24 protein-coding genes and 1 riboswitch are annotated in these 25,467 nt (G+C 69.2%); of the genes, 13 read left to right on the forward strand and 11 right to left on the reverse strand.

Features of this window, described 5'->3' with window-relative positions:
- Positions 1-69: 69 nt before the first annotated feature.
- The 3 genes from def (at position 70) to ACIQU3_RS18460 (ending at position 3,467) form a co-directional block, all read left to right on the forward strand.
- Positions 70-720: a peptide deformylase gene (gene def / locus ACIQU3_RS18450; protein ID WP_221755865.1), complete on the forward strand. Its 651-nt coding sequence runs from the start codon at positions 70-72 to the stop codon at positions 718-720.
- Between the two features lie 294 nt (positions 721-1,014).
- Positions 1,015-2,100, forward strand: a complete 1,086-nt coding sequence (gene cyc1, locus ACIQU3_RS18455) for an epi-isozizaene synthase (RefSeq protein ID WP_403740620.1) — start codon at positions 1,015-1,017, stop codon at positions 2,098-2,100.
- A complete protein-coding gene (locus tag ACIQU3_RS18460) occupies positions 2,097-3,467 on the forward strand; it encodes a cytochrome P450 (protein WP_403740623.1) in 1,371 nt (456 codons plus the stop codon). The genes cyc1 and ACIQU3_RS18460 overlap by 4 nt, the downstream gene beginning before the upstream one ends.
- A 12-nt stretch (positions 3,468-3,479) precedes the next feature.
- Here ACIQU3_RS18460 and ACIQU3_RS18465 read toward each other — a convergent pair whose 3' ends face one another.
- Positions 3,480-4,442 (reverse strand): helix-turn-helix domain-containing protein, encoded by a 963-nt coding sequence (locus ACIQU3_RS18465; protein ID WP_366713907.1) that lies wholly within the window; start codon positions 4,440-4,442, stop codon positions 3,480-3,482.
- A 92-nt stretch (positions 4,443-4,534) separates the two neighbouring features.
- On the opposite strand from ACIQU3_RS18465, the gene ACIQU3_RS18470 reads away from it, so the two are divergent.
- On the forward strand, positions 4,535-4,777 hold the full coding sequence (locus tag ACIQU3_RS18470) for a hypothetical protein (protein ID WP_199825691.1): 243 nt from the start codon (positions 4,535-4,537) through the stop codon (positions 4,775-4,777).
- On the opposite strand, the gene ACIQU3_RS18475 is transcribed toward ACIQU3_RS18470, so the two are convergent.
- The 6 genes from ACIQU3_RS18475 to ACIQU3_RS18500 all read right to left on the reverse strand — a co-directional run bounded on the left by ACIQU3_RS18475 (position 4,690) and on the right by ACIQU3_RS18500 (position 11,794).
- The gene (locus ACIQU3_RS18475; protein WP_366713906.1) at positions 4,690-5,700 is read right to left on the reverse strand and encodes a ribonucleotide-diphosphate reductase subunit beta; all 1,011 of its coding nucleotides are present in this window, start codon (positions 5,698-5,700) and stop codon (positions 4,690-4,692) included. The genes ACIQU3_RS18470 and ACIQU3_RS18475 overlap by 88 nt on opposite strands.
- Complete coding sequence (locus tag ACIQU3_RS18480; RefSeq protein ID WP_403926310.1) at positions 5,700-8,048, reverse strand: ribonucleoside-diphosphate reductase subunit alpha; 2,349 nt, start codon at positions 8,046-8,048, stop codon at positions 5,700-5,702. The genes ACIQU3_RS18475 and ACIQU3_RS18480 overlap by 1 nt, the downstream gene beginning before the upstream one ends.
- Positions 8,049-8,171: 123 nt before the next feature.
- Positions 8,172-8,375: riboswitch (cobalamin riboswitch) on the reverse strand.
- A gap of 6 nt (positions 8,376-8,381) precedes the next feature.
- The gene (locus ACIQU3_RS18485) at positions 8,382-8,888 is read right to left on the reverse strand and encodes a GNAT family N-acetyltransferase (RefSeq protein WP_403926313.1); all 507 of its coding nucleotides are present in this window, start codon (positions 8,886-8,888) and stop codon (positions 8,382-8,384) included.
- Between the two features lie 106 nt (positions 8,889-8,994).
- Complete coding sequence (gene mctP, locus ACIQU3_RS18490) at positions 8,995-10,623, reverse strand: monocarboxylate uptake permease MctP (protein ID WP_403740633.1); 1,629 nt, start codon at positions 10,621-10,623, stop codon at positions 8,995-8,997.
- Positions 10,620-10,886, reverse strand: coding sequence for a DUF3311 domain-containing protein (locus tag ACIQU3_RS18495; protein ID WP_403926316.1), 267 nt, complete (start codon positions 10,884-10,886; stop codon positions 10,620-10,622). The genes mctP and ACIQU3_RS18495 overlap by 4 nt, the downstream gene beginning before the upstream one ends.
- A 143-nt stretch (positions 10,887-11,029) precedes the next feature.
- Positions 11,030-11,794 (reverse strand): GntR family transcriptional regulator, encoded by a 765-nt coding sequence (locus ACIQU3_RS18500; protein ID WP_366713901.1) that lies wholly within the window; start codon positions 11,792-11,794, stop codon positions 11,030-11,032.
- Between the two features lie 314 nt (positions 11,795-12,108).
- Between ACIQU3_RS18500 and ACIQU3_RS18505 the strand changes: the two genes are divergently transcribed.
- The 6 genes from ACIQU3_RS18505 (at position 12,109) to ACIQU3_RS18530 (ending at position 17,776) form a co-directional block, all read left to right on the forward strand.
- Entirely contained in the window at positions 12,109-13,389 is a 1,281-nt protein-coding gene (locus tag ACIQU3_RS18505; protein WP_403926319.1) for an extracellular solute-binding protein, read from the forward strand.
- Between the two features lie 72 nt (positions 13,390-13,461).
- Positions 13,462-14,451, forward strand: a complete 990-nt coding sequence (locus ACIQU3_RS18510) for a carbohydrate ABC transporter permease (protein ID WP_403926322.1) — start codon at positions 13,462-13,464, stop codon at positions 14,449-14,451.
- The gene (locus ACIQU3_RS18515; RefSeq protein WP_403926325.1) at positions 14,448-15,290 is read left to right on the forward strand and encodes a carbohydrate ABC transporter permease; all 843 of its coding nucleotides are present in this window, start codon (positions 14,448-14,450) and stop codon (positions 15,288-15,290) included. Before ACIQU3_RS18510 ends, ACIQU3_RS18515 begins: the two co-directional genes overlap by 4 nt.
- A gap of 9 nt (positions 15,291-15,299) precedes the next feature.
- Positions 15,300-16,841: a glycoside hydrolase family 3 protein gene (locus ACIQU3_RS18520; RefSeq protein WP_403740653.1), complete on the forward strand. Its 1,542-nt coding sequence runs from the start codon at positions 15,300-15,302 to the stop codon at positions 16,839-16,841.
- 150 nt (positions 16,842-16,991) lie between these two features.
- A complete protein-coding gene (locus ACIQU3_RS18525; protein ID WP_351636412.1) occupies positions 16,992-17,240 on the forward strand; it encodes a helix-turn-helix transcriptional regulator in 249 nt (82 codons plus the stop codon).
- The gene (locus tag ACIQU3_RS18530; protein WP_403740657.1) at positions 17,237-17,776 is read left to right on the forward strand and encodes a hypothetical protein; all 540 of its coding nucleotides are present in this window, start codon (positions 17,237-17,239) and stop codon (positions 17,774-17,776) included. The genes ACIQU3_RS18525 and ACIQU3_RS18530 overlap by 4 nt, the downstream gene beginning before the upstream one ends.
- Before the next feature lie 194 nt (positions 17,777-17,970).
- Here the strand turns inward: ACIQU3_RS18530 and nagB are convergent, their stop codons facing one another.
- A complete protein-coding gene (gene nagB, locus ACIQU3_RS18535; protein WP_403926326.1) occupies positions 17,971-18,756 on the reverse strand; it encodes a glucosamine-6-phosphate deaminase in 786 nt (261 codons plus the stop codon).
- Between the two features lie 285 nt (positions 18,757-19,041).
- Here nagB and ACIQU3_RS18540 point away from each other — a divergent pair, with 285 nt between their 5' ends.
- Positions 19,042-20,118 (forward strand): SIS domain-containing protein, encoded by a 1,077-nt coding sequence (locus ACIQU3_RS18540; protein ID WP_403740664.1) that lies wholly within the window; start codon positions 19,042-19,044, stop codon positions 20,116-20,118.
- Between the two features lie 116 nt (positions 20,119-20,234).
- On the opposite strand, the gene ACIQU3_RS18545 is transcribed toward ACIQU3_RS18540, so the two are convergent.
- Positions 20,235-20,987: an SDR family oxidoreductase gene (locus ACIQU3_RS18545; RefSeq protein ID WP_403740667.1), complete on the reverse strand. Its 753-nt coding sequence runs from the start codon at positions 20,985-20,987 to the stop codon at positions 20,235-20,237.
- 98 nt (positions 20,988-21,085) lie between these two features.
- On the opposite strand from ACIQU3_RS18545, the gene ACIQU3_RS18550 reads away from it, so the two are divergent.
- Together ACIQU3_RS18550 and ACIQU3_RS18555 are read left to right on the forward strand one after the other, a co-directional pair.
- Positions 21,086-21,841: a TetR/AcrR family transcriptional regulator gene (locus ACIQU3_RS18550; protein ID WP_403926328.1), complete on the forward strand. Its 756-nt coding sequence runs from the start codon at positions 21,086-21,088 to the stop codon at positions 21,839-21,841.
- A gap of 351 nt (positions 21,842-22,192) precedes the next feature.
- Positions 22,193-23,659, forward strand: a complete 1,467-nt coding sequence (locus ACIQU3_RS18555) for a sensor histidine kinase (protein ID WP_053672411.1) — start codon at positions 22,193-22,195, stop codon at positions 23,657-23,659.
- Between the two features lie 189 nt (positions 23,660-23,848).
- On the opposite strand, the gene ACIQU3_RS18560 is transcribed toward ACIQU3_RS18555, so the two are convergent.
- Both ACIQU3_RS18560 and ACIQU3_RS18565 read right to left on the reverse strand, forming a co-directional pair.
- Positions 23,849-24,106 (reverse strand): WhiB family transcriptional regulator, encoded by a 258-nt coding sequence (locus ACIQU3_RS18560; RefSeq protein ID WP_003992873.1) that lies wholly within the window; start codon positions 24,104-24,106, stop codon positions 23,849-23,851.
- A 320-nt stretch (positions 24,107-24,426) separates the two neighbouring features.
- Positions 24,427-25,395 (reverse strand): diacylglycerol kinase family protein, encoded by a 969-nt coding sequence (locus tag ACIQU3_RS18565; RefSeq protein WP_234849476.1) that lies wholly within the window; start codon positions 25,393-25,395, stop codon positions 24,427-24,429.
- Positions 25,396-25,467: the final 72 nt, after the last annotated feature.

The raw sequence follows: 25,467 nt of genomic DNA on the forward strand, positions 1-25,467 counted from the left end.
CGCGCGCCACCGGCGTAGGCTGTATCCGCATCTCAGCCCGGTCAGTTTCAGGAAGGCGTACAAGACGTCATGGCTCAGCAGGACACCGATCAGCAGCGTGCGGGCGTGCTCCCCGTCGATGACGAGGGTTACGTGATCGACACGGAGGACTGCGAGGAGCGCGAGGCGGCCTGGCGGGAGCGCGGTACCTCGCGGCCGATCACCGTGGTCGGGAACCCGGTGCTGCACAAGGAGTGCAAGGACGTCACCGACTTCGGCGAGGAGTTCCAGCAGCTCGTCGCCGACATGTTCGCCAGCCAGCGCACCGCCGAGGGCGTGGGCCTCGCCGCCAACCAGATCGGTGTCGACGCGAAGGTCTTCGTCTACGACTGCCCGGACGACGAGGGCGTCCGGCACACCGGCGTCGTCTGCAACCCCAAGCTCGTCGAACTGCCCGCCGACAAGCGGCGCCTGGACGACAGCAACGAGGGCTGCCTCTCGGTGCCCACCGCGTACGCGCCGCTCGCCCGGCCCGACTACGCCGAGGTGACCGGACAGGACGAGAAGGGCAACCCGATCAAGGTGCGCGGCACCGGGTACTTTGCTCGTTGTTTGCAGCACGAGACGGACCACCTGTACGGCTACCTGTACATCGACCGGCTCTCCAAGCGCGAGCGCAAGGACGCGCTGCGGCAGATGGCCGAGAACGAGCCCCGCTACCCGGTCGTGGCCAACGACTGACACCTCATCCTCATCAGGCGCGCGGCGTCTGTTCGGGTTTCCCACCCTGAACAGGCGCCGCGCGCCTGTGCCGTTCGTCTGTCCGTCGCACGTTCGATCGCTTCCGCTCTCCTGGTGATCCACGGGAAGTCACACAACGGGAGATACCGGGAGTGTGGGGTGGTGAATGAAGCAAATGCGTTCCCAGAACGGTCAGTTGTAGTGCTGAATGGGATGAGCGGGGTATGCAACGGCGCACGCCCGGCACGAAGGGAGGGGCGCCCGCGCCAACTGGCGGCTGAGAGGGGTTAGTTCGTGCATGCTTTGTCACACGGCACCACATCGACACCGGACAGGATCGCAGTTCCACCGTCGCTCTCTCTCCCGGTGATCGAGGCGGCGTTTCCCCGTCGGCTCCACCCGTATTGGCCGAAGTGCCAGGAGAAGACCCGGGCCTGGCTGCTCGAAAAGCGGCTCATGCCTGCGGACAAGGTGGAGGAATATGCCGACGGCCTTTGCTACACCGACCTCATGGCCGGGTACTACATAGACAGCCCGGACGAGGTCATGCAGGCGATCGCCGATTACAGTGCCTGGTTCTTCGTCTGGGACGACCGTCACGACCGCGACATCGTGCACGGCCGTCCGGTGGCCTGGCGGCTGCTGCGGGACCGGCTGCACTCGGCCCTCGACTCCCCCGGGGAGCACCTGCACCACGAGGACCCACTGGTCGCCGGGTTCGCGGACAGTGTGCAGCGGCTGTACGCGTTCCTGCCCCAGACGTGGAACCTCCGGTTCGCCCGGCACTTCCATGCGGTGATCGACGCCTACGACCGGGAGTTCCGCAATCGCACCGAGGGGATCGTCCCGACGGTCGAGGAATACCTTCGGCTGCGGCGGCTCACGTTCGCGCACTGGATATGGACGGACCTGCTGGAGCCGACCGCCGGCTGCGAACTCCCCGATGCCGTGCGAAAGCACCGGGCATATCGGCGGGCTGCTCTGCTGAGTCAGGAGTTCGCCGCCTGGTACAACGACTTGTGCTCGCTCCCCAAGGAAATAGCGGGTGACGAGGTGCACAATCTCGGAATCAGTCTCATCACCCATGAGGGGCTGACCCTCGAACAGGCGGTCGTGGAAGTCCGGCGCCGTGTCGAGAAATGCATCACCGATTTCATCGAGGTCGAGCAGGAAGCCTTACGGTTCGCCGACGTCCTCGCCGACGGCACCGTGCGGGGAAAGGAACTGAGCGCCGCCGTGCGGAGCTGTCTGGGCAATATGCGGAACTGGTTCAGTTCCGTCTACTGGTTCCATCACGAGTCCGGCCGGTACATGGTCGACAGCTGGGACGACCGGTCCACGCCCCCGTACGTCAACAACGAAGCGGCAGGTGAGAAATGACCATCGAGTCCGTGAAGCCCGATACCCCGCCGGCCGTGGAGCTGCGGGAACCGCCCCGGGCGGGCGGTGCCGTTCCGGTCCTCGGGCACGGCTGGAAGCTGGCACGCGACCCGCTGGCGTTCATGTCCCGGCTGCGTGACGACGGCGAGGTCGTGCGGCTGGGGCTCGGCCCGAAGACGGTGTACGCGGTCACCACCCCGGACCTGACCGGTGCCCTGGCGCTGAGCAACGACTTCATCATCGCCGGGCCGCTGTGGGAGTCCCTGGAGGGCCTGCTCGGCAAGGAGGGAGTGGCCACGGCGAACGGCCCGCTGCACCGGCGCCAGCGGCGCACCATCCAGCCCGCCTTCCGGCTCGACGCCATCCCCGCCTACGGCCCGATCATGGAGGAGGAGGCCCACGCGCTCACCGAGCGCTGGAAGCCCGGCGAGACGATCGACTGCACCTCCGAGTCGTTCCGGGTGGCCGTCCGTGTCGCGGCCCGCTGCCTGTTGCGCGGCGACTACATGGACGAGCGGGCGGAACGGCTGTGCGTCGCCCTGGCCACCGTCTTCCGGGGGATGTACCGGCGGATGGTGGTCCCGCTCGGACCGCTCTACAACCTGCCGCTCCCGGCCAACCGGAAATTCAACCGGGCATTGGCCGATTTGCATCTCGTGGTCGACGAGATCATCGCCGAGCGCCGGGCATCCGGTCAAAAGCCGGACGATTTGCTGACGGCATTGCTCGAGGCGAAGGACGATAATGGCGAACCGATCGGGGAACAGGAGATCCATGATCAGGTCGTCGCGATCCTCACCCCCGGCAGCGAAACCATCGCCTCCACGATCATGTGGCTGTTGCATATGCTCTCGGAACACCCCGAACATGCCGACCGGGTACGCGACGAAGTGCGAGCCGTCACCGGTGGGAGGCCGGTGGCATTCGCGGACGTCCGAGGACTCACGCACACCAATAACGTCGTAGTGGAGTCCATGCGTTTGAGCCCCGCCGTCTGGATTCTGACGCGCCGGGCGGTACGCGACACGGAACTCGGTGGATACCGTATTCCGTCCGGGGCGGACATCATCTACAGCCCCTACGCGATCCAGCGTGACCCGAAGTCGTACGAGCGGAACCTGGAGTTCGACCCCGACCGCTGGCTTCCGGAGCGGGTCAAGAACGTTCCGAAGCACGCCATGAGCCCCTTCAGCGTCGGCAACCGCAAGTGCCCCAGCGATCACTTCTCGATGGCCCAGCTGACGCTGATCACGGCGGCGCTGGCCACCAAGTACCGCTTCGAGCAGGTCGCGGGGTCGAAGGACGCCACGAGAGTGGGGATCACACTGCGGCCGCACGACCTGCGGGTGCGGCCGGTGGCGCGGTGACCGGTACGCGCTTCAGGCCGCTTCCGGTCCCCTGAACGTCCGCCGGTAGGCGTTCGGGGTGGTCCCGATCACCCGGACGAAGTGGTGGCGCAGGGTGGCCGCGTTGCCGAACCCCGTTCGGCCGGCGATCGCGTCCATGGTCTCGTCCGTCGCCTCCAGCAGCCGCTGGGCCAGCAGCACGCGCTGGCGCAGCACCCAGCGGTAGGGAGTCGTGCCCGTCTCCTGCTGGAAGCGGCGGGCGAAGGTCCGCGGGGACATGTGGGCGCGGGCGGCCAGCTGCTCGACCGTGACCTCCTCGTCCAGGTGCCGCTCCATCCACGCCAGCACCTCACCGATCGTGTCGGCCTCGGGGAGTGGCAGCGGACGCTCGATGTACTGGGCCTGGCCGCCGTCACGGTGCGGCGGCACCACCATCCGCCGGGCGATCTTGTTGGCGACCTCGGTGCCCTGCTCCTTTCGCACCAGGTGCAGGCAGGCGTCGATGCCGGCGGCCGTGCCGGCGGAGGTGATCACGGGGTCCTCGTCGACATAGAGCACGTCCGGCTCGACGACCACGCGCGGGTACAGGCGGGCGAGGTCCTCGGCGTGCTTCCAGTGAGTGGCGCAGCGGCGCCCGTCCAGCAGCCCGGCAGCGGCCAGCACGAAGACGCCGGAGCAGACGCTCAGCACCCGGGCGCCGCGGTCGACCGCGCGCCGCAGGGCGTCCAGCAGCTCCGGCGGGAAGTCCCGGGAGGCGTAGCTGTGCCCGGCCGGTACGGCGATCAGGTCGGCCGTCTCCAGCCGCTCCAGACCGTGCTCGGCGTGGAGCGAGAAGCCCGAGTTCATCCGGAGCACCGGGCCCTCGGCCGAGGCGACGGCGAAGTCGTACACCGGCAGGCCCTCGTCGCTCCGGTCGGTGCCGAAGACTTCGCACACCACACCCAGTTCGAAGGGGTTCACGCCGTCGAGGAGGGCGACGGCCACGTTCTGCAGCATGCGTCCAGTATGCCTCGCCGTTGGCAGTAATTCGAGGGTCTACGGCAGTACTGCCACTGACGGTAAGGAGTAATCAGCGCGACAGTGGTGTCATGAACAGCAACCAGGTAGAAGCACTGATCGGACTGACCGCCACCTTCGGGATCCTGGTCCTCCTGATCCTCCCGTCCGTGATCGGCCTGGTGCGCGAGAGGCGCATCGACCGTCAGATCCGGGAGGCCCAGGAGGCCCGCGAGGAGGTGCCGGCTCAGAAGTCCTCGTCCAGGTCGACGGTGCCCTCCACCGCCACCTGGTACGCCGAGGGCCGCCGCTCGAAGAAGTTGGTCAGCTCCTGAACCCCCTGGAGCTCCATGAAGGAGAAGGGGTTCTCGGAGCCGTACACCGGAGCGAAGCCGAGGCGGGTCAGCCGCTGGTCCGCCACGCACTCCAGGTACTGCCGCATCGACTCGGTGTTCATGCCCGGGAGACCGTCACCGCACAGGTCGCGCGCGAACTGCAGCTCGGCCTCGACGGCCTCCCGGAGCATGTCCGTCACCTCCTGCTGGAGCCGGTCGTCGAAGAGCTCCGGCTCCTCCTTGCGGACGGTGTCGACCACGTCGAACGCGAAGGACATGTGCATCGTCTCGTCGCGGAACACCCAGTTGGTGCCGGTCGCCAGACCGTGCAGCAGGCCGCGGCTGCGGAACCAGTAGACGTACGCGAAGGCGCCGTAGAAGAACAGACCCTCGATGCACGCGGCGAAGCAGATCAGGTTGAGCAGGAAGCGGCGGCGGTCCGCCTGGGACTCCAGGCGCTCCAGCTTCTCGACCTCGTTGATCCACTTGAAGCAGAACCCGGCCTTCTCGCGGATGGACGGGATGTTCTCCACGGCCGCGAAGGCCGCCGCGCGGTCCTCCGGGTCGGGCAGGTAGGTGTCGAGCAGCGTCAGATAGAACTGGACGTGCACGGCCTCCTCGAAGAGCTGACGGCTCAGGTACAGCCGCGCCTCGGGGGAGTTGATGTGCTTGTACAGCGTCAGCACCAGGTTGTTCGCGACGATCGAGTCACCCGTCGCGAAGAAGGCGACCAGCCGGCCGATGAGGTGCTGCTCCGCGGGGGAGAGCTTGGCGAGGTCGGCGACGTCGGAGTGGAGGTCGACCTCCTCCACGGTCCAGGTGTTCTTGATGGCGTCCCGGTAGCGCTCGTAGAAGTCCGGGTAGCGCATGGGGCGCAGGGTGAGCTCGAAGCCGGGGTCGAGAAGGTTCTGGTTGCTGGGCATTACTGGCAGGCCTCGCAGGACTCGGGGTTTTCCAGGGAGCAGGCGACCGCTTCGGGGTCGGGGGTGGCCTGCACGGGCACGGTGGCCCGGGCGGCGCGGGCGATGCGGGTCGCCGGGCGCGAGCGCAGGTAGTACGTGGTCTTCAGCCCGGACTTCCAGGCGTAGGCGTACATCGAGGAGAGCTTGCCGATGGTCGGCGTCTCCAGGAACAGGTTCAGGGACTGGGACTGGTCCAGGAACGGCGTCCTGGCCGCCGCCATGTCGATCAGGCCGCGCTGCGGGATCTCCCACGCCGTGCGGTAGAGGGCGCGCACGTCCTCCGGGATCCAGGCGAAGTCCTGCACCGAGCCATTGGCCTCGCGCAGGGCCTCCCGGGAGCGGGCGTCCCACACGCCGAGCCGCTTCAGCTCGTCCACCAGGTAGGAGTTGACCTGGAGGAACTCGCCCGACAGCGTCTCGCGCTTGAACAGGTTGGACACCTGCGGCTCGATGCACTCGTACACGCCCGCGATGGAGGCGATGGTGGCCGTGGGCGCGATGGCGAGGAGCAGCGAGTTGCGCATGCCGGTCGTGGCGACGCGCTCGCGCAGCGCCGCCCAGCGCTCAGGCCAGGTCAGCTCCGCGTCGTAGTGGTCGGGGTGCAGTACGCCCCGGGCCGTACGGGTCTTCTCCCAGGCCGGCAGCGGGCCGTTGCGCTCGGCCAGGTCGGCGGAGGCCTCGTACGCGGCGAGCATGATCCGCTCGGCGATGCGGGTGGACAGGGCCTTGGCCTCAGGTGAGTCGAAGGGCAGGCGCAGCTTGAAGAAGACGTCCTGGAGGCCCATCGCGCCGAGGCCGACCGGGCGCCAGCGGGCGTTGGAGCGACCCGCCTGCTCGGTCGGATAGAAGTTGATGTCCACGACCCGGTCGAGGAACGTCACGGCCGTGCGGACGGTCTCGTCCAGCCGCTCCCAGTCGATGTCCCCACCGGTCACGAACGCGCCGAGGTTCACCGAGCCCAGGTTGCAGACCGCCGTCTCCCCGTCGTCGGTGACCTCCAGGATCTCCGTGCAGAGGTTGGAGGAGTGCACGACGTGGCCGGGCTCGGCCGTCTGGTTGGCGGTGCGGTTGGCGGCGTCCTTGAAGGTCATCCAGCCGTTGCCGGTCTGCGCGAGGGTGCGCATCATGCGGCCGTACAGTTCGCGGGCGGGCAGGGTCTTCTTCGCGAGGCCCTGCGCCTCGGCCGCCCGGTACGCGGCGTCGAACTCCTCACCCCACAGGTCGACCAGCTCCGGCACGTCCGAGGGGGAGAACAGCGACCACTGCGCGTCGGCGTTCACGCGCCGCATGAACTCGTCGGGCACCCAGTGCGCGAGGTTCAGGTTGTGCGTGCGACGGGCGTCCTCGCCGGTGTTGTCGCGCAGCTCCAGGAACTCCTCGACGTCGGCGTGCCAGGTCTCCAGATAGACCGCGGCGGCGCCCTTGCGCCGGCCGCCCTGGTTCACGGCGGCGACCGAGGCGTCCAGGGTCTTCAGGAACGGGACGATGCCGTTGGAGTGCCCGTTGGTGCCGCGGATCAGCGAACCGCGGGCGCGGACCCGGGAGTAGGCGATGCCGATACCGCCGGCGTGCTTCGACAGCCGGGCCACCTGGTGGTACCGGCCGTAGATGGAGTCCAGTTCGTCCTGCGGGGAGTCCAGGAGGTAGCAGGACGACATCTGGGGGTGCCGGGTGCCGGAGTTGAACAGCGTGGGGGAGGAGGGGAGGTAGTCGAGGCGGCTCATGAGCCGGTAGAGGGCCGCGACCTCGTCCAGCGCGCGGGTGGTGTCGTCCTCGGCGAGGCCGCACGCCACCCGCAGCATGAAGTGCTGGGGCGTCTCGACGACCTTGCGGGTGTGCGGGTGGCGCAGCAGGTAGCGGCTGTGCAGGGTGCGCAGGCCGAAGTAGCCGAAGCGGTCGTCGGCCGCACCGTCGATCAGCGCGTCGAGACGGGCGGCGTGGACACGCACGAACTCGGCGGTGCGGTCGGCGATGAGCCCCTCGCGATGGCCGACCGCGACGGACTCGGTGAAGGACGTGACGCCCTGCGAGGCGGCCTCCTCACGGATGCTGATGGTCAGCAGCCGGGCGGCCAGCCGGGAGTAGGCGGGATCCTCCGAGATCAGACCGGCCGCGGCCTCCGTCGCCAGTTCCCGCAACTCCCGCTCGTCCGCCTGCGCGGACCGGCCGCGCAGCGCGGCGGCGGCGACCCGGTCGGGGTCGGCGTCGGGGAGGTCGGCGGTCAGCTCGCTCAGGGTCCGCAGCAGCGCGGCACCAGGGGCGTCGTGCTCTTCTTCGGCTGAGACCGGCTCGGCTGGCGCGATGGTCACGTGGGGCTCTCCCTCGCTCGGCACGGGGGCCTCGTCAAGGGCAGGGGGCAGCACACGAGCGCACGCGGCGTCGCGTCCACCGGCCCACTCCACGAGGCCCGGACGTCAGGGCACACCGGCCGGGTGGCCGGGTGCGCTGTCGGCAGGTCCTCGGACTGACCCCTGTGCAGGGCGGCACCCGGAACACGAGGGTTCCGGGAACGGACATGCACAAGTACACCGTTGCGGGACAGTTCCGGATTCGCACCGGATTCCCCTGCGGCGACAGCGAGCATGAGCATACATCTTGTGCCGGGTTCGGACGGCACCCCCAGATGTTGTGTCGTACTGGTTTCAGAGCGTCAACTCATAGGTGAGAAGAGTGATGTCCACCAGCTCCGGGAGAGGGTTCCAGTCACGCTCGGGTGTGCGAGTGAAACCCAGCCGTTCGTAGATGCGGTGGGCCGCGTGCATGGTGCGCTGGGTCGACAGCACGACGCTCCGGCAGCCCGGGGTGGCGCGCGCCCGGTCGACGCATGAGCGCACGAGGGCCTCGCCGACTCCCTGCCCGCGGGCCGCGTGCGAGACGGCGAGCATGCGGATCTCGGCCTCGCCGGGGCCGGCTATGTCGGCCATGGGGCCGCCGGACGGGACGAACGTGACGCCCCCGAGCACGCGGCCGTCCCTGAGCGCGGCCAGGACCTCCGCGAAGGCCGCCCGCCCGGCGACGTCCCGCAGCACGCGCAGGTACTGGTCGCCCTCGCCGAAGTCGAGGAGGCCGTCCCGAAGGTAGGCCTGGGCGGTGAGGGTGCCGAGTTCGTCGTATTCGGTGGGTTCCACGGGGCGGATCAGGAGGTCCATGGCGTGAGTGTGCACGACAGCGGGCCGCCGAGGGTGCTTGCTCCTCGGTGACCCGCTGTCGGTTGTGTGTGTGTGCTCGCGCAGTCCCCCGCGCCCCTTGAGGCCCTCAGTGCGAGGTACCTGCTGTGGCGGGTGGGAGTTCCACCTGGACGCCGGGGTCGCCCGCGTCCGCCGTGTAGTCCTCGGGCTTGGTCTCGTCGATGCCGTCGGGGGCCTTCAGGGCCTTCAGGACGAAGGTCAGGACCACCGTCACCACCACGTTCAGGACGAACGCCGTGAGGCCGATGTAGCCGATCTCCCCGATGCCCGGGATCTCCTTCGCGGAACCGCCGAAGTGCTTCTGCGTCGGGGAGGCCACGCCGTACGCGGCGACCGTGCCGTAGACCATGCCGACCGCCCAGCCCGCGAGCAGCGCCCAGCGGTGGAACCAGCGCGTGAACAGGCCGCCGACCAGGGCCGGGAAGGTCTGCAGGATCCAGATGCCGCCCAGCAGCTGGAAGTTGATGGCGACCGTCTTGTCCATGGTGAGGACGAAGGCCAGGGCACCGACCTTCACCAGCAGGGAGACCAGCTTGGAGACCTTGGTCTCCTGCGCCGGAGTGGCGTCCGGCTTGATGAAGTCCTTGTAGATGTTGCGGGTGAAGAGGTTCGCGGCCGCGATGGACATGATGGCCGCCGGCACCAGCGCGCCGATGCCGATCGCCGCGAAGGCCACGCCCGCGAACCAGTCCGGGAACATCGTCTCGAACAGCTGAGGGATCGCCAGCTGACCGTTCTGCACCTTGATGCCGGCCGCGATCGCCATGAACCCGAGCAGCGCGAGCAGACCCAGCATCAGCGAGTACAGCGGCAGGATCGTGGTGTTGCGGCGGATCACCTCACGGCTCTTCGAGGACAGCGTCGCCGTGATCGAGTGCGGGTACATGAACAGGGCCAGGGCGGAGCCCAGCGCCAGCGTGGCGTAGGTCCACTGGCCCGGCTCGGCCGGTGTCAGCGCCCCGCGCGGCGCGCCCGTCGCCGGGTTGGTCTGGCTGTACGCCTCACCGGCCTTGGCGAAGATGTCGTCGAAGCCGCCCAGCTTGACCGGGATGTAGATGATCGCCACCGCGATGACGATGTAGATCAGCGTGTCCTTCACGAACGCGATGAGCGCGGGGGCACGCAGGCCGGACGAGTACGTGTAGGCCGCCAGCACGCCGAAGGCGATCAGGAGCGGCAGGTCCTTGATGAACCAGTTGGTGTTCTCGCCGCCGCCGACGCCCATCACGTCCAGCACGGCCTGGATGCCGACCAGCTGGAGTGCGATGTACGGCATCGTCGCCAGGATGCCGGTCACGGCCACCGCCAGCGACAGGCCCTTCGAGCCGAAGCGGCCGCGCACGAAGTCGGACGTCGTGACGTAGCCGTGCTTGTGGGACACCGACCACAGGCGCGGCAGGAAGGTGAAGATCAGCGGGTAGACCAGGATCGTGTACGGGACGGCGAAGAACCCGGCCGCGCCCGCCGCGTAGATCGCCGCCGGCACGGCGACGAAGGTGTACGCCGTGTACAGGTCGCCGCCGAGCAGGAACCAGGTGATCCAGGTACCGAACGAGCGGCCGCCCAGGCCCCATTCGTCCAGGCTGTGCTCGTTCTCGGCCTTGCGCCAGCGCGCGGCCAGGAAGCCCATGACCGTCACGGCCAGGAAGAAGAAGATGAAGACGGCGAGTGCGACGCCGTTCACGCCGTCCTTCACTGCGACGCACCGCCCTTCGCGGCCGAGCGGGCGCGCTGGTCACGCTGCCACAGCTTGTAGGCGATCATCGTCAGACCGGTGGAGATGAGCACCCAGGCCATCTGGTACCAGTAGAAGAACGGGATCCCGAGGAAGGCCGGGTCGGTCTTGGCGTACGAGCCGACCCACAGCATGGCCACGAACGGCGCTATGAGGCACACGGCGATGACGACGCGCAGGGGCGTCACCACCGGCCCTCTGCTTGCTTCCGGCGCTTGCGACATCAGGCGGCTCCATCCCCTTGGTGATCACCTGTGCAATGCGCAGGCAATCTAGGTCAGGGTGATGCTGAAGCGGAACCCCTCGTCCGCAATGCGGTACCCAAACGAAACCCGGCGCCAGCAGGGACGAAGCCTCACCCGGCCTGCTACTCGGCAGGCCGCTTCAGCCGCGCCACGAACTTGTACCGGTCGCCCCGGTAGACCGACCGCACCCACTCCACCGGCTGGCCGTCCCGGTCCAGCGAGTGCCGGGAGAGCATCAGCATCGGCAGCCCGACGTCCGTGCCCAGCAGACCGGCCTCGCGCGGGGTGGCCAGTGACGTCTCGATGGTCTCCTCGGCCTCCGCGAGGTGGACGTCGTAGACCTCGGCCAGCGCGGTGTAGAGGGATGTGTACTTCACCAGCGAACGCCGCAGCGCCGGGAAGCGCTTCGCGCTCAGGTGGGTGGTCTCGATGGCCATCGGCTCTCCGTTGGCCATGCGCAGCCGCTCGATGCGCAGCACGCGTCCGCCGGGTGCGATGTCGAGCAGCCCGGCCAGCCGGTCGTCGGCGGTGATGTATCCGATGTCCAGCAGCTGCGAGGTGGGTTCGAGGCCCTGGGCGCGCATGTCCTCGGTGTACGAGGTCAGTTGCAGTGCCTGGGAGACCTTGGGCTTGGCGACGAACGTGCCCTTGCCCTGGATGCGCTCCAGCCGGCCCTCGACGACCAGTTCCTGCAGCGCCTGGCGCACGGTCGTGCGCGAGGTGTCGAACTCCGCCGCCAGCGTGCGCTCGGGCGGGACCGGCGTGCCCGGCGCCTGGGTCTCGGTCATGTCGAGCAGGTGCTTCTTCAGTCGGTAGTACTTGGGCACGCGCGCGGTACGGACGGGCACCCCGTTCTCGTTCTCCGCACTGCTGACGTCGGTGCTCATGCTCCGCCTTCCCGGCCCGGTCTGCCGACACGATCCCACTTGTATACCGTCGGCGCCTCTTTTGGTCTAGTCCACCATTCACTGTGGTCTACCCGCAGTATGCCGTGTTCCGCTCGGATTTTCGCTGGCTTCTTACTTAAAGGTTCCTGCATATGTAGGTCGCATAACGGCTGGTCAGAGCTTTATCGAGACCCTTGACAGGTCTTCTGGTCTGGTCCAAGCTCCCCGGTACTGGTCTACACCATTGGTCCAGGCCCGGCCCCACGTTCACTGCGGGGAGCCAGGGGGGTTGTGGGATCCCTGAGGAGGGTGGCGTGAAGCGCAAGCTGACAGCCGCGATCGGTATCGCGGGCATGATGGTCTCCATCGCGGCATGCGGGGGCGAGGGTGACGGGGGCTCGGACAAGGGCGCGGACGCCAAGGAGCTGACCGTCTGGCTCACCGTCGACGCCCAGAACAACTGGCCCGGGCTGGTGAAGGCCGCCGACGCCGCGGTGAAGAAGAAGCACCCCGGCCTCAAGATTAACCACGAGTACTACGGCTGGCCCGACAAGAACGCCAAGCTCGACGCGGTCCTCGCCACCGACAAGGCCCCCGACGTGGTCGAGATGGGCAACACCGAGATGCTCGGCTACATGGTCAAGGGCGCCTTCGCCCCCCTCGACCAGAACGGGTTCGACAACGCGGACGCCTGGCTGGACGGCCTCAAGGCCTCGGTCACCTACGAGGGCAAGACCTACGGCGTCCCGTACTACGCCGGTGGTCGCGTCGCCAACTGGCGCAAGGACGTCGCCGCGTCCGCCGGGGTGAAGTCGACACCGAAGACGTACCAGGATCTCACCGCCGCCCTGGACAAGATCCAGAAGAAGCAGGGCGACAAGTTCAGCGCCTGGTACCAGCCCACCCGCGACTGGTACGCGGCCATGTCCTTCGTCTACGACGCCGGCGGTGCCATCGCCAGCGAGTCGGGCGGCCAGTGGAAGGCGTCCCTCTCCTCGCCCAAGTCCCTCAAGGGCCTGAAGGAGTTCAAGAACGTCGTCGACTCCTACATGCACGGCGACAAGACCAAGGACGAGTCCGACCGCTACATCGTCTACGGCCAGGGCAAGTCCGCCATGATCTTCGCGGCGGCCTGGGAGGGCGCCACCGCCGAGGACCCGAAGAACGACAAGACCGGCAAGCTCAAGGGCAACCTCGAGAACTTCGTGATGCCCGGCCCGTCCGGCAAGAGCATGCCCGTCTTCCTGGGCGGCAGTGACCTCGCCGTGCCGGTGAAGTCCGACGCGCAGGCCCTGGCCGCCGAGTGGATCAACGCGTTCACCGGCTCCTCCGGGCAGAAGGGCCTGATGGCCAAGGGCAACCTGCCCAACAACAAGACCGACCTCGCGACGCTCAAGAACGACCCCAAGACGGCGGTCCCCGCCACCGCGGCCGAGTCCAGCTGGTTCGTCCCCATGGCGCCCGGCTGGGGCCAGGTCGAGAAGGCCCAGATCCTGCAGACCATGCTGCAGAGCATCGGCACCGGCAAGAAGTCCGTCGAGGCCGCCGCCAAGGACGCGGACGCCGCGATCGACAAGGTCATCAACACCAAGTGACCTGAGCGCGGGGCTCCCGGCCTGCGGAGCCCCGCCGTCCGTACGACCTGAGGGACCGCCGAGGAGCGCGCGATGAGTGCCGCAGAGACCACCACCCCTGCCAAGGTGCCGCCACCGCGGCAGGCACCGCCGCCGCCCCCGGAGGACCGGCGGCCCCGCGGACGGCGCACGTCGGGCGGAGCCCTGGCCCCCTGGCTGCTGCTCGCCCCCTGCCTGCTGATCCTCGCCCTGGTCATGGGCTATCCGCTGGCCCGCCTGGTCACGCTGTCCTTCCAGAAATTCGGCCAGTCCCAGCTGTGGGGCTTCCAGCCGGCCGAGACGGTCGGGTTCGACAACTTCGCCAAGGCGCTGGGCGACGGCGAGTTCTGGGCCGTCGTGCTGCGCACGATCGTCTTCGCGGCCGGCGCCGTCGTCTTCACCATGGTGATCGGCATGGCCCTCGCCCTGCTGCTCCAGCGGGTCTCCGGCTGGCTGAAGATGCTCATCAACATCGTGCTGGTGGCCAGCTGGGGCATGCCCGTGATCGTGGCGACCACGGTCTTCAAGTGGCTTTTCGACTCCGACTACGGCGTCTTCAACGCGCTGCTCAGCAAGCTGCCCGGCGTCGAGATGATCGGCCACAACTGGTTCGTGAGCGGCCCCGAGGGCCTCGCCGTGATCATGCTGCTGGTGATCTGGGGAGCCGTGCCGTTCGTGGTCATCACCCTCAGTGCCGGTCTCACCCAGGTCCCCAAGGAGCTGGAGGAGGCCGCTCGTCTGGACGGCGCGGGCTCCTGGGGCGTCTTTCGCTTCGTCACCCTGCCCGTCCTCAAACCGATCATCGTGATGCTCACGACCCTGTCGGTCATCTGGGACATGGGCGTCTTCCCCCAGGTGTTCGTCATGCGGGGCGGCCACCCCGAGCCGGAGTTCCAGGTCCTCAACACCTACTCCTACGACCGGGCGTTCGTGGTCAACGACTACGGCCAGGGCTCGGCCATCGCACTGATCACCGTCCTGCTGCTGCTCGGCGTGGTCGCCGTCTACATGCGGCAGATGCTGAAGATCGGAGAGGTCGAATGAGCACACTCGCCGGAGCCGGCCGCCGCACGTCGCGGCTGGGCTGGAACCTCCTCGGCGTCCTCGTCTTCGTCGTCGCCGGCTTCCCGCTCTACTGGATGCTCAACACGGCGTTCAAGCCCGCCAAGGACGCCATCGACCCCGACCCGAGCCTGCTGCCGACCGGCCTCACCCTCGACAACTTCGGCCGGGCGCTGGACATCGCCGACTTCTGGGGCCCCGTGGGCCGCAGCCTGGTCGTGTCGCTGGCCGTGGTCGTCATCGGCATGGCCGTCGGGCTGCTCGCCGCGCTCGCCATCTCACGCTTCGCCTTCCGCGGCCGCAAGATCGTGATCGTGGGCATCCTCGCGGTCCAGATGGTCCCGCTCGTCGCCATGATCATCCCGGTGTTCCTGCTGCTCAACGACCTGGGCCAGTACGACCGGCTGACCGGCCTCATCATCACCTACCTGACCTTCGTCCTCCCCTTCACGGTGTGGACGCTGCGGGGCTTCATCGTCAACATCCCCAAGGAGCTGGAGGAGGCGGCCATGGTCGACGGCTGCTCCCGCACCGGCGCCTTCCTCCGGGTCGTCTTCCCGCTCCTGGCCCCCGGCATGGTCGCCACCTCGGTCTACGGTTTCATCCAGGCCTGGAACGAGTACCTGTACGCCCTGATGCTGCTCAGCCAGAAGAACCAGACCGCGACCGTCTGGCTCGGCAACTTCACCACCAAACACGGCACCGAATACGCACCGATGATGGCCGGCGCCACGATGATGGCCGTGCCGATCGTCGCCCTCTTCCTCCTCGTCCAGCGCAAGATGGCCGCGGGCCTGACCGCGGGCGCAGTGAAGGGATGACCTCACCCGATGACGACACTCGCCAGCGGCACCGACACGCTCACCCGCGACGCCCTGACGGTCCTCCAGCCCGGCTTCACCGGCACCACCGCCCCCGACTGGCTGCTGCGCCGGCTCGGTGAGGGTCTCGCCTCCGTCGGGCTCTTCGGCCGCAACATCGCCTCGCCGGACCAACTGTCCGCCCTCACCGGCCAGCTGCGGGCCGAGCGCGACGACGTCCTCGTCGCGATCGACGAGGAGGGCGGCGACGTGACCCGCCTGGAGGTGCGCAGCGGCTCCTCCTTCCCGGGCAACCACGCGCTCGGCGCGGTCGACGACGTGGAGCTGACCCGGCAGGTCGCCCACGAACTGGGCCTGCGCCTCGCCTCCTGCGGCGTCAACCTCAACTGGGCCCCCTCCGCCGACGTCAACTCCGACCCGCGCAACCCGGTCATCGGCGTCCGCTCCTTCGGCGCCGACACCGAACTCGCCGCCCGGCACACCGCCGCCTACGTCACCGGCCTGCAGTCCGCCGGAGTCGCCGCCTGCACCAAGCACTTCCCCGGCCACGGCGACACGGCCGTCGACTCCCACCACGCCCTGCCGCGCATCGGTGTCTCCGCCGAGGTGCTGGCCGAACGCGAGCTGATCCCGTTCCGCGCCGCCATCGCCGCCGGGACCCGGGCCGTCATGAGCGCCCACATCCTGGTGCCCGCCCTGGACCCCGACCACCCGGCCACGCTCTCCCGCCGCATCCTCACCGGCCTGCTCCGCGACGATCTCGGCTACGACGGCCTGATCGTCACCGACGGCATGGAGATGCGCGCCATCGCCGGCACCTACGGCATCGAACGCGGCAGCGTCCTCGCGATCGCCGCGGGCGCCGACGCGATCTGCGTGGGCGGCGGCCTCGCCGACGACGCGACCGTGCTGCGCCTGCGGGACTCCCTGGTCGCCGCCGTGCGCGGGGGCGAACTCCCTGAGGAACGCCTCGCCGAGGCCGCCGACCGGGTGCGCGCACTGGCCCGCTGGACGGGCACGGCGAGCCGCCCGGCCGGGACGACGTCCCACAGCACCGGGATCGGCCTGCACGCCGCCCGCCGCGCCCTCACCGTGACCGCGGCGCCCGGCCTCGGCAGTCCCGGCACCTTCGAGCCCCTCACCGAACCGCCCTACGTCGCCGCCCTCACCCCCGTCGCCAACATCGCCGTGGGCGACGAGACCCCGTGGGGCGTCGCGGCGGAACTCGTCCACCTCCTGCCGGGCACGGTGACCGGCAGCTTCTCCGCCGTGGACGGCCCGCAGCGGGAGGCCGGGGAGAAGGCAGGACGGGAGGCGCTCCAGGCGGCCGGCACCCGCCGCATCGTCGCCGTCGTCCGCGACGAGCACCGCCACCCCTGGATGGCCTCGGCCCTCGACACCCTGCTCGCGGCGCGCCCCGAGACCGTGGTGGTCGAGATGGGCGTCCCCCAGGCCGCTCCACGAGGCGCCCTGCACATCGCCACCCACGGCGCGGCCCGCGTCTGCGGCCGCGCGGCGGCAGAGGTGATCGCCGGGGTCACGGGGGTGTGAGAGCGCAGCCGGCCCGCCGCCCCGGGAAATTCCCGGGCGTGATCTGGGCCGGCAGGGCCGTCCACCTTGGCGCACCTTCGCCGGTAAGCAGGCGCAGCCCCCTCCACATCACGGTTGTAAGCCTGCATCTGAATGTAGTACTTCTTATACATGAGCGAGCAGGTGCACAACAGGTTGGCGGTGGTGCGCGCCGAACGCAAGGTGTCGCGCCAAAGCCTGGCCGAGGCAGTGGGAGCCCACTACCAGACCATCGGCTACATCGAGCGGGGGCAGTACAACCCGAGCCTCGACCTGGCGCTGAAGATCTCCAAGTTCTTCGGTCTGCCGGTCGAGGCCCTCTTCTCCCTCGAACCGTTCCGCCCGCTCACCGACGAGGTCTACGGGAGGAACCAGACATGACGACGACTCGCCTCACCCGCTACGACCGGAGCATGCTGCGGCTGATGAACGACCGCCGCGCGGCGGCCTGGTACGCCACGGCGACCCGCCGCCGTCTGACCGTCGTCGCCCATGTCGTCCTCAGCGGGGCCATCGGCGGCCTGATGACCCACTTCTGCCTCGCCGAGGGCGAACCGTTGTGGTCCGTCGCCGTGACGGCGGTGCTGTTCCTTCCCTGGATGGTCGCGACGGGCATGATCAACGGCGCCACCCGGGGTCTGCTGGAACTGCGTGAACGCGCGCTGGACGAGCGGCAGTCGGCGGAGCGCAGCCGCGTCCTGGCCCGGGCCCACCGCGTGACGACCCTGCTCCTGGCCGCAGCGGCGGTCACCCTGCTGATCACGGGCGGCACCGCCGGCGACGCCCCGAAGGCGTACGCCGCCCCCGTGCTCATCGCCGTACTCGTCGTGCACTGGATGATGCCCCTGTGGGTGGCCGGCTGGCGCGCCCAGGACGAACCGGCCGACGAGGACGTACTTGAGGTCGGGGCCCTGTAGCTCTGAAGCCTGACGTCCGGGACAGGCCCCGGGGAGCAGGGGATGTCGTCCCTCCGCGAGTCGGGGTTCGAGAGCGAGCGTCCCCCCCGGGGGGCGAGGGGCCGAAAAATCCCGAGGGGTCCCGGCGGTGTGCCGGCGGGGGCAGCCAGGTGAGCGAGGGTTCGGAGGGGGTCGGAGGATGCCCAGGGAGGGTCTCAGATCCCCTGCCACTCCGGCTTGTTGGCGTAGGTGTGCCGGAAGTAGTCCGCCAGCTTCAGCTTCGACGCCGCGGGCTCGTCGACGACGACGGTCGCGTGCGGGTGGAGCTGGAGCGCGGACGCGGGGCACACCGCCGCTACCGGCCCTTCCACCGACGCGGCGACCGCGTCCGCCTTGTTCTCGCCGGTGGCGAGCAGCACCAGGTGCCGGGCCTCCAGGATGGTGCCGATGCCCTGCGTAATCACGTGGTGCGGCACCTGATCGATGTCACCGTCGAAGAAGCGCGCGTTGTCGATCCGGGTCTGCTCGGTCAGCGTCTTGATCCGCGTCCGCGACGCCAGCGACGAGCACGGCTCGTTGAAACCTATGTGCCCGTCGGTCCCGATGCCGAGCAGCTGAAGGTCCACGCCCCCCGCGTCCGACAGCGCCTTGTCGTAGGCCTCGCATGCCCCCTGCACGTCCGCCGCTGTGCCGTCCGGGCCGGTGAACTGCTCCATGCCGATGCCGAGCGGCTCCAGCACCTCACGTCGCAGCACCGACCGGTACGACTCCGGGTGATCGGCGGGCAGCCCCACGTACTCGTCGAGCTGCGCGATCCGCGCGCGTCCGATGTTCACCGCACCGGAGCGCACCTTCGCCGCCAGCGCCTCGTACACGGGCAGCGGCGTCGAGCCGGTGGCCACGCCGAGCAGGGCGGCGGGCTTGTGCCGGAGCAGCTGAGCCATGGCCTCGGCGATGAGCTCGCCGCCCGCCCTGCCGTCCGGGACGATGACAACTTCCACGTTGGGCCTGCCGATCTGAGAGGAGCACTCAACTGGGACTGGGCCTGTGAGGGGCCATGTGGTTTAGACCAATCTAACAGAGCGGCCCTCCCCGGCCCAGGGTGAAGGCCGCCACTCCCGCTCGGGCGACGCTGCCTGCCGTGCCCACCGGGCCGCCAGAGGGGGAACAGTGCCACTGCGCACAAGGTGAGAAAGCGGACTCGAGGCCTCCCGGGCGGGCGGTGTCCGGCCCGGGGGAGTGGAATGGGCTCTGCAGTCTCCCCGCTCCCGGGAAGGACCCACCCCATGACCGCCCCCGCCGCACCAGGTCCCCTCAGCGAGCAGCCCCCGGGCCGGACCATGGCCCGTGAGATGGCGGAACAGCCCGCCGTCCTGCGCCGGCTCCTGTCCGAGGGCGCCCCCGCCATCCAGGACGTCGCACGGAAGATCGCCGCCCGCAGACCCCGTTTCGTCCTGCTGACCGCCCGGGGCACCTCCGACAACGCCGCGCTGTACGCCAAGTACCTCCTGGAGGTCCGGCTCGGCCTGCCCTGCGGACTCACCTCGATGTCCACGACCACGGCCTACGGCGCCCGCCCCGACCTCACCGGCGTCCTGGTCGTCACCGTCAGCCAGTCCGGCGGCAGCCCGGATCTGGTCGCCTCGACCCGGGCCGCCCGGGAGGCCGGCGCGATCACCCTGGCCGTCACCAACAACCCGGGCTCACCGCTCGCCGGTGTCTCCGAACACCACATCGACATCATGGCCGGACCCGAGAAGGCCCTCCCCGCGACCAAGACGTACACGGCCTCCCTTCTCGCGCTCTACCTCTTCGTCGAGGGGCTACGGGGCGGTGACGGCGCGCCGGCGCGGGTGCTGCCGGACCTCGCCGGGCAACTGCTCGCCCGGCAGGACGAGGTGCGCACGCTCGCCGCCCGCTACCGCTTCGCCGAGCGCATGGTGATCACCTCCCGGGGCTACGGCTACCCCACGGCCAAGGAGGCCGCCCTCAAGCTGATGGAGACCAGTTACATCCCCGCCCTCTCCTACTCCGGCGCGGACCTGCTGCACGGGCCGCTGGCCATGGTCGACAACGTCTCCCCGGTCATCGCGGTGGTGACCGACGGCAAGGGCGGCGAAGCCCTCCAGCCCGTCCTGGACCGGCTGCGAGGCCGCGGCGCCGACCTCGTCGTCATCGGCCCCCGGCACCAGGTCGAGCAGGCATCGGCCGGTTTCGTCCTGCCCACGGAGGGCGTGGCGGAGGAGGTGCAGCCCGTGCTGGAGATCATCCCGCTCCAGCTGTTGGCCTACGAGGTCACCATCGCCCGCGGCCAGGACCCGGACGCACCCCGGGCGCTGGCGAAGGTGACGGAGACCCGCTGAGACCGGGGGAGCCGGGGGGTGGAGCCAGGGGGCCCCGCTCGTGTGCCCAGCTTCCGCGCGGCATCGGGCCCTGGAGCCGCGTGCCGGAGGGCCGGCGCCGCCGAGGCGATGGCGTGTCAGGTGAGCGAACCTCCCGTCACGTCCACCCAGGCACCCGTTATCCACCGCCCGCCGTCCGACACCAGGAACGCCACCACGTCCGCGACCTCGGCGGGTTGACCCACCCCGCCCAGCGCCGACAGCGCCGCGGCCTTCGCCCAGCCGTCGGGGCTGCCGTGCAGCAGGGGCGCCGTGTTGTCCGTCTCGATGATCCCCGGGGCCACCGAGTTCACCGTGATGCCGCGAGGCCCCAGCACCTTGGACAGATCACGTGAGAAGACGTCCAGCGCGCCCTTGGTCATCGCGTACGCCACGTTGTCCGGCATCGCCGCCGTCCGGGCCAGGCCCGACGAGATGTTGACGACCCGGCCGCCGTCGCGCAGGCGGGTCATCGCGTGCTTGAGGATGAAGAACGGCGCCTTCACGTTCACCGCGAAGACCTCGTCGAACTCCCGCTCCTCAAGAAGCGCGACCGGCCGTGTGCTGCCGATCGCCGCGTTGTTCACCAGGATGTCCAGCCCATCTGCGTGCCGGTCGAACTCCTCCCACAGTGCCTCGGAGTCCCCGGGCACTCCCAGTTCCGCCCCCACCGCGAACGCCGACCCCCCGGCCCTCTCGATCGCCGCGACCGTCTCCTTCGCCGCCGTCTCGTTCTTGCCGTAGTGCACCGCGACCCGGGCTCCGTCGCTCCCCAATCGCTCGGCAATGCCTCGCCCGATGCCCCTGCTCGCCCCCGTGACGAGTGCCGTCCTGCCTGTGAGCACGCCCATGACGGCGCCCCCCTTCATATTTTTCTAGCAGTCGCTACAGAAATGACCGTACAACAGCCCGCCCCCATTTCTCTAGTGCCCGCTATAAAATGCACCCCATGGTGAACGACGACGGAGCCGCGAAGGCTCCCCAAGGGGCCGGCGCCTCGAACGCGCAGGCTCTTCAGCGGTCTGACGCCGCGAGTGCGAAGCCTTCCGAGGGGCCCGACGCCGCGAGTGCAAGAGTCGGCGGGACCGGTAGGGCGAGGACCAGGCCCCGCGGACGCCCCCGCTCCTTCGATCGCGAAACCGCGCTGGAGAAGGCCCTCCTGGCCTTCTGGGAGCACGGTTACGAGGCGACGTCCGTCTCCGATCTCACCCGCGTCATGGACATCGGCGCCCCGAGCCTCTACGCCGCCTTCGGCGACAAGCGGTCCCTCTTCGACGAGGTGGTCCGCGTGTACGGCACGCGCTACGGATCGTTCGCCGAGCGCGCCCTCACCGAGGAGCCCACCGCCCGGGCCGCCGTCGAGCGCACCCTGCGCGAGGCCGCCACCGCCTACACCGAACCCGGCCGCCCGCACGGCTGCCTCGTCGTCCACGCCGCCGCGAACTGCTCGAACCCGGAGGTGGAACAATCGCTGCGGGACCGCCGCAACGCCAACATCGCCGCCTTCGAAAGCCGCATCGGGGCCGACGTCGCCGCCGGCGTGCTGCCGCCGGCCACCGACGCCACCGCCCTGGCCCGTCACACCGGAGCGATGATCCAGGGCATGTCACAACAGGCACGGGACGGGGCGAGCAGGGAGGAACTGGAGGCGGTCGCGGAAATTGCCCTGGCCATCTGGCCCCGCACAGGAACCCACACGGGTTAGGCTGCCTGCTGGACGCCGGTGCGTCCGCTGCGTCGCGGAAATGACAACAACGAACAGCCTCCAACGCATGGACACCACAAGTGGTCTAGTCCACAATGCGTTACGAGAGCGCGTGTGCAACGCGCACAAGCCTCCGTCTTCCCCGCACAGGAAGACGGACCGAGGAACCGAGGCTCTCTGCCCTGACTGCCCCGGCTCCTCATCCTTCGGCCGACCGGGACCGCACACCCCACGGCCGATGTTGCTCCGGGCTGCGGTGCCGGGAGGGTTGAGGGTCCCTCTCAGGCGCCGCGGCCCGCGGGTGTTTCAGGGCCGTACGAACCCCCGGGTACGCTCGCACACGTGCCCTCCATGAACGAACTCGTACGCCAGCACACCGCCCTCGACGACACCGACCTCGAGTGGCTGCACCTGCTGGTCTCGGAGTGGCAGCTGCTCTCCGACCTCTCCTTCGCCGACCTGGTCCTGTGGGTCCCCACCAGCGACGGCACCCGGTACGTCTCGGTCGCCCAGATGCGGCCCAACACCGGCCCGACCTCGTACCAGGACGACATGGTGGGCCACCTCGTCCCGCGCGGCCGCCGGCCGATGCTGGACGCCGCCCTCGACGAGGGGCGCATCGTGCGCGAGGGCGACCCCGAGTGGCGCGAGGAGGTGCCCGTCCGGGTCGAGTCGATCCCCGTCCGGCGGGAGGGACGCGTCCTCGGCGTCATCGCACGCAACACCAACCTCCTCACCGTGCGTACCCCGAGCCGCCTCGAACTCACGTATCTGCAGAGCGCCTCCGACCTCGCGCAGATGATCGCGGCAGGGTCCTTCCCGTTCGCGAACCAGCAGCTCGACATGGACGCCTCACCCCGCGTGGGTGACGGACTGATCCGGCTCGACGCCGACGCCATCGTCCAGTACGCCTCACCGAACGCCCTGTCCGCGTACCACCGGCTCGGCCTCGCCTCCGACCTCGTCGGCCAGCACCTCGGCCGGACCACCGCCGAGCTCGCCCCGACCCGGGGCCCGGTGGACGAGGCGCTCGCCAAGGTCGCCAGTGGCTGGGCGCCGCGCGAGTTCGAGATCGAGGCCAGCGACGGGGTCATCCAGTTCCGCGCGATCCCGCTCAAGCCGAAGGGCACCCGCATCGGTTCCCTCGTCCTGCTCAGGGACGTCACCGAACTGCGTCGGCGGGAGCGTGAGTTGATCACCAAGGACGCGACGATCCGGGAGATCCACCACCGCGTCAAGAACAACCTCCAGACGGTGGCGGCGCTGCTGCGCCTCCAGGCCCGGCGCATCGAGTCCGACCGTGGGCGCGAGGCTCTCGAGGAGGCGGTGAGGCGCGTCGGATCGATTGCGATCGTGCACGAGACGCTCTCCCAGAACCTGGACGAGCGCGTGGAGTTCGACGACATCGCCGACCGCGTCCTGGCGATGGTCGCGGAGATCTCCCCGGGCAAGGTGGCGGGCCGGCGCACCGGCCGTTTCGGCATCCTCGACGCCGAGGTCGCCACACCGCTGTCGATGGTGCTGACCGAGGTCCTGCAGAACGCGCTGGAGCACGGGTTCCGCGAGGGTGACACCGGCACGGTCGAGGTGTCGGCGGTGCGCGGCGGCACCACCAAGGAGGCCCGGCTGCTGGTCACGGTCCAGGACGACGGGGTCGGTCTGCCGGAGGGCTTCGATCCGCACACCGCCGGCAATCTCGGGCTCCAGATCGTGCGGACGCTGGTGGAGGGCGAGTTGGGCGGCACGTTCGACATGGTTCCGGCCCCGGAGCGCGGCACCCGTGTGATCCTTGACATTCCGGTGCGGTCCCAGAAGTAGCGGTCGTCCGAAAGCCTCGGGGAAGGCCCGGAAAAGCAATGAGCCCCGGGCCACCAAGTGGCCCGGGGCTAAAGCTCGTTGCTGCTTGTTCTAAGCGCATCGGGGGAACTGCGCGCTGCGGCTCGGGGGCGGGAGATGCGTACTCGCTGCACGCGCCGCCAAGCTCAGGCTGTCAGCAGGGGTGGGTTGTCAGGCGGAGGCCTGACGAGCCCGGTTGCGGGCGGCGCGGCGCTTCATGGCACGGCGCTCGTCCTCGCTGAGACCACCCCAGACGCCGGAGTCCTGGCCGGACTCGAGCGCCCACTGCAGACACTGCTCGATCACCGGGCAGCGACGGCAGACGGCCTTGGCTTCCTCGATCTGCAGCAGCGCAGGACCGGTGTTGCCGATGGGGAAGAAGAGCTCGGGGTCTTCCTCGCGGCAAACGGCGTTGTGACGCCAGTCCATGGCTGCTACCTCTCCTTGGTATTACGTGCAGGTGCTTGTGAATGTGAACGCTTTCACGAATCCCTCAACAAGTGAAGGGCCGACCGTCAGGGTCACCCGACGAAGGTCCTGTGAGTTGAAGAGGGGTTCCGGTGATCAGTGGAGGCCGGTCTTGCGGGCCGTCCCGATCGCCACGTAGAGACTCGCAAACCTCAGCGGCGGATACAACCCCTTCTGGAAAGTTTTTTTTGATTCTTCGGTGTCGACTAGGTCACAGCCGTACTTCCATGGGGTGGATCCTGGCCTAAACGTTCGAGTGAAAGGACTTTAGCCAGTTCTGCTCACACAATCACACGCAGTGCACGGCGTACGCCTGTGAACGTCACGCTGGTCCGCAGCCCCAGGTGGTCACCGTCCATCTGGAGGGGGAGCGGGACCTTCGAATGCAAGGTGAACTCTGTCAAGTCATGCAGAGAGGTGGCGTGCTTTCCCTGGGGTCCACGCTCGGGGGACGAAGTGAGCAACTGGGTGCCATACCGGGCAACCGCAGCAGTCGAGAGGCGGCTGAGACCGAAGAGGTCGAGGCCGGTATCGAACGAGGCTTTAGGTGCCGCGTAGATCGGGCGATTCCCCAGAAACGTCCAGGGCGAGGTGTTCGAGACTATGGACAGCACCAGATCGGTGACCGGATCCTCGCCGGCCCGCTCCAGGGTGATCGTCCCGTTGCGGCGGTTCGGCTCACCCAGGAGCTGTCGCATCACCTGGCGCACGTAGAGAGCGTGTGTGGATTTCCGGCCGCGCTCACGGTGCTGCTCCACGCGACCCACCACACCGGCGTCGAAGCCGAGACCCGCGTTGAAGGTGAACCAGCGGGACGGCACCGACTCGTCCTCGGTGCCCGGCGTGCCCGAGGTCAGACCCAGGCCGACGGTCCGCTCGCTGCCGTCTCGCAGGGCGTCCAGCAGGGCTCCGGTGGCTTCCACGGCGTCGTTGGGCAGTCCCAGGGCGCGGGCGAACACGTTGGTGGAGCCGCCCGGAACCACCGCGAGGCCCGGCAGGTGCCCCGGAGCGGGGCCGGCGTGCAGGAGGCCGTTGACCACTTCGTTGACCGTGCCGTCGCCGCCGAGGGCCACCACCAGGTCGATGTCGTCACTGTCCGCCGCGTGCCGGCCCAGGTCGCGCGCGTGACCGCGGTACTCGGTCGTGACCGCCTCGAGCTTCATCTCGCTGGCGAGCGCATGGATCAGTACGTCGCGTGTGCGCGCACTTGTGGTGGTTGCCGCCGGATTGACCACGAGGAGTGCACGCATGACTGGCAGCGTACCTACTGGGGGGTACCGGGCCCATACCGAGGTAGGGATCAGGTAAGAGGGCGGAGGTGA

The sequence above is a fragment of the Streptomyces sp. NPDC101110 genome (assembly GCF_044759525.1).
Lineage (GTDB): Bacteria > Actinomycetota > Actinomycetes > Streptomycetales > Streptomycetaceae > Streptomyces.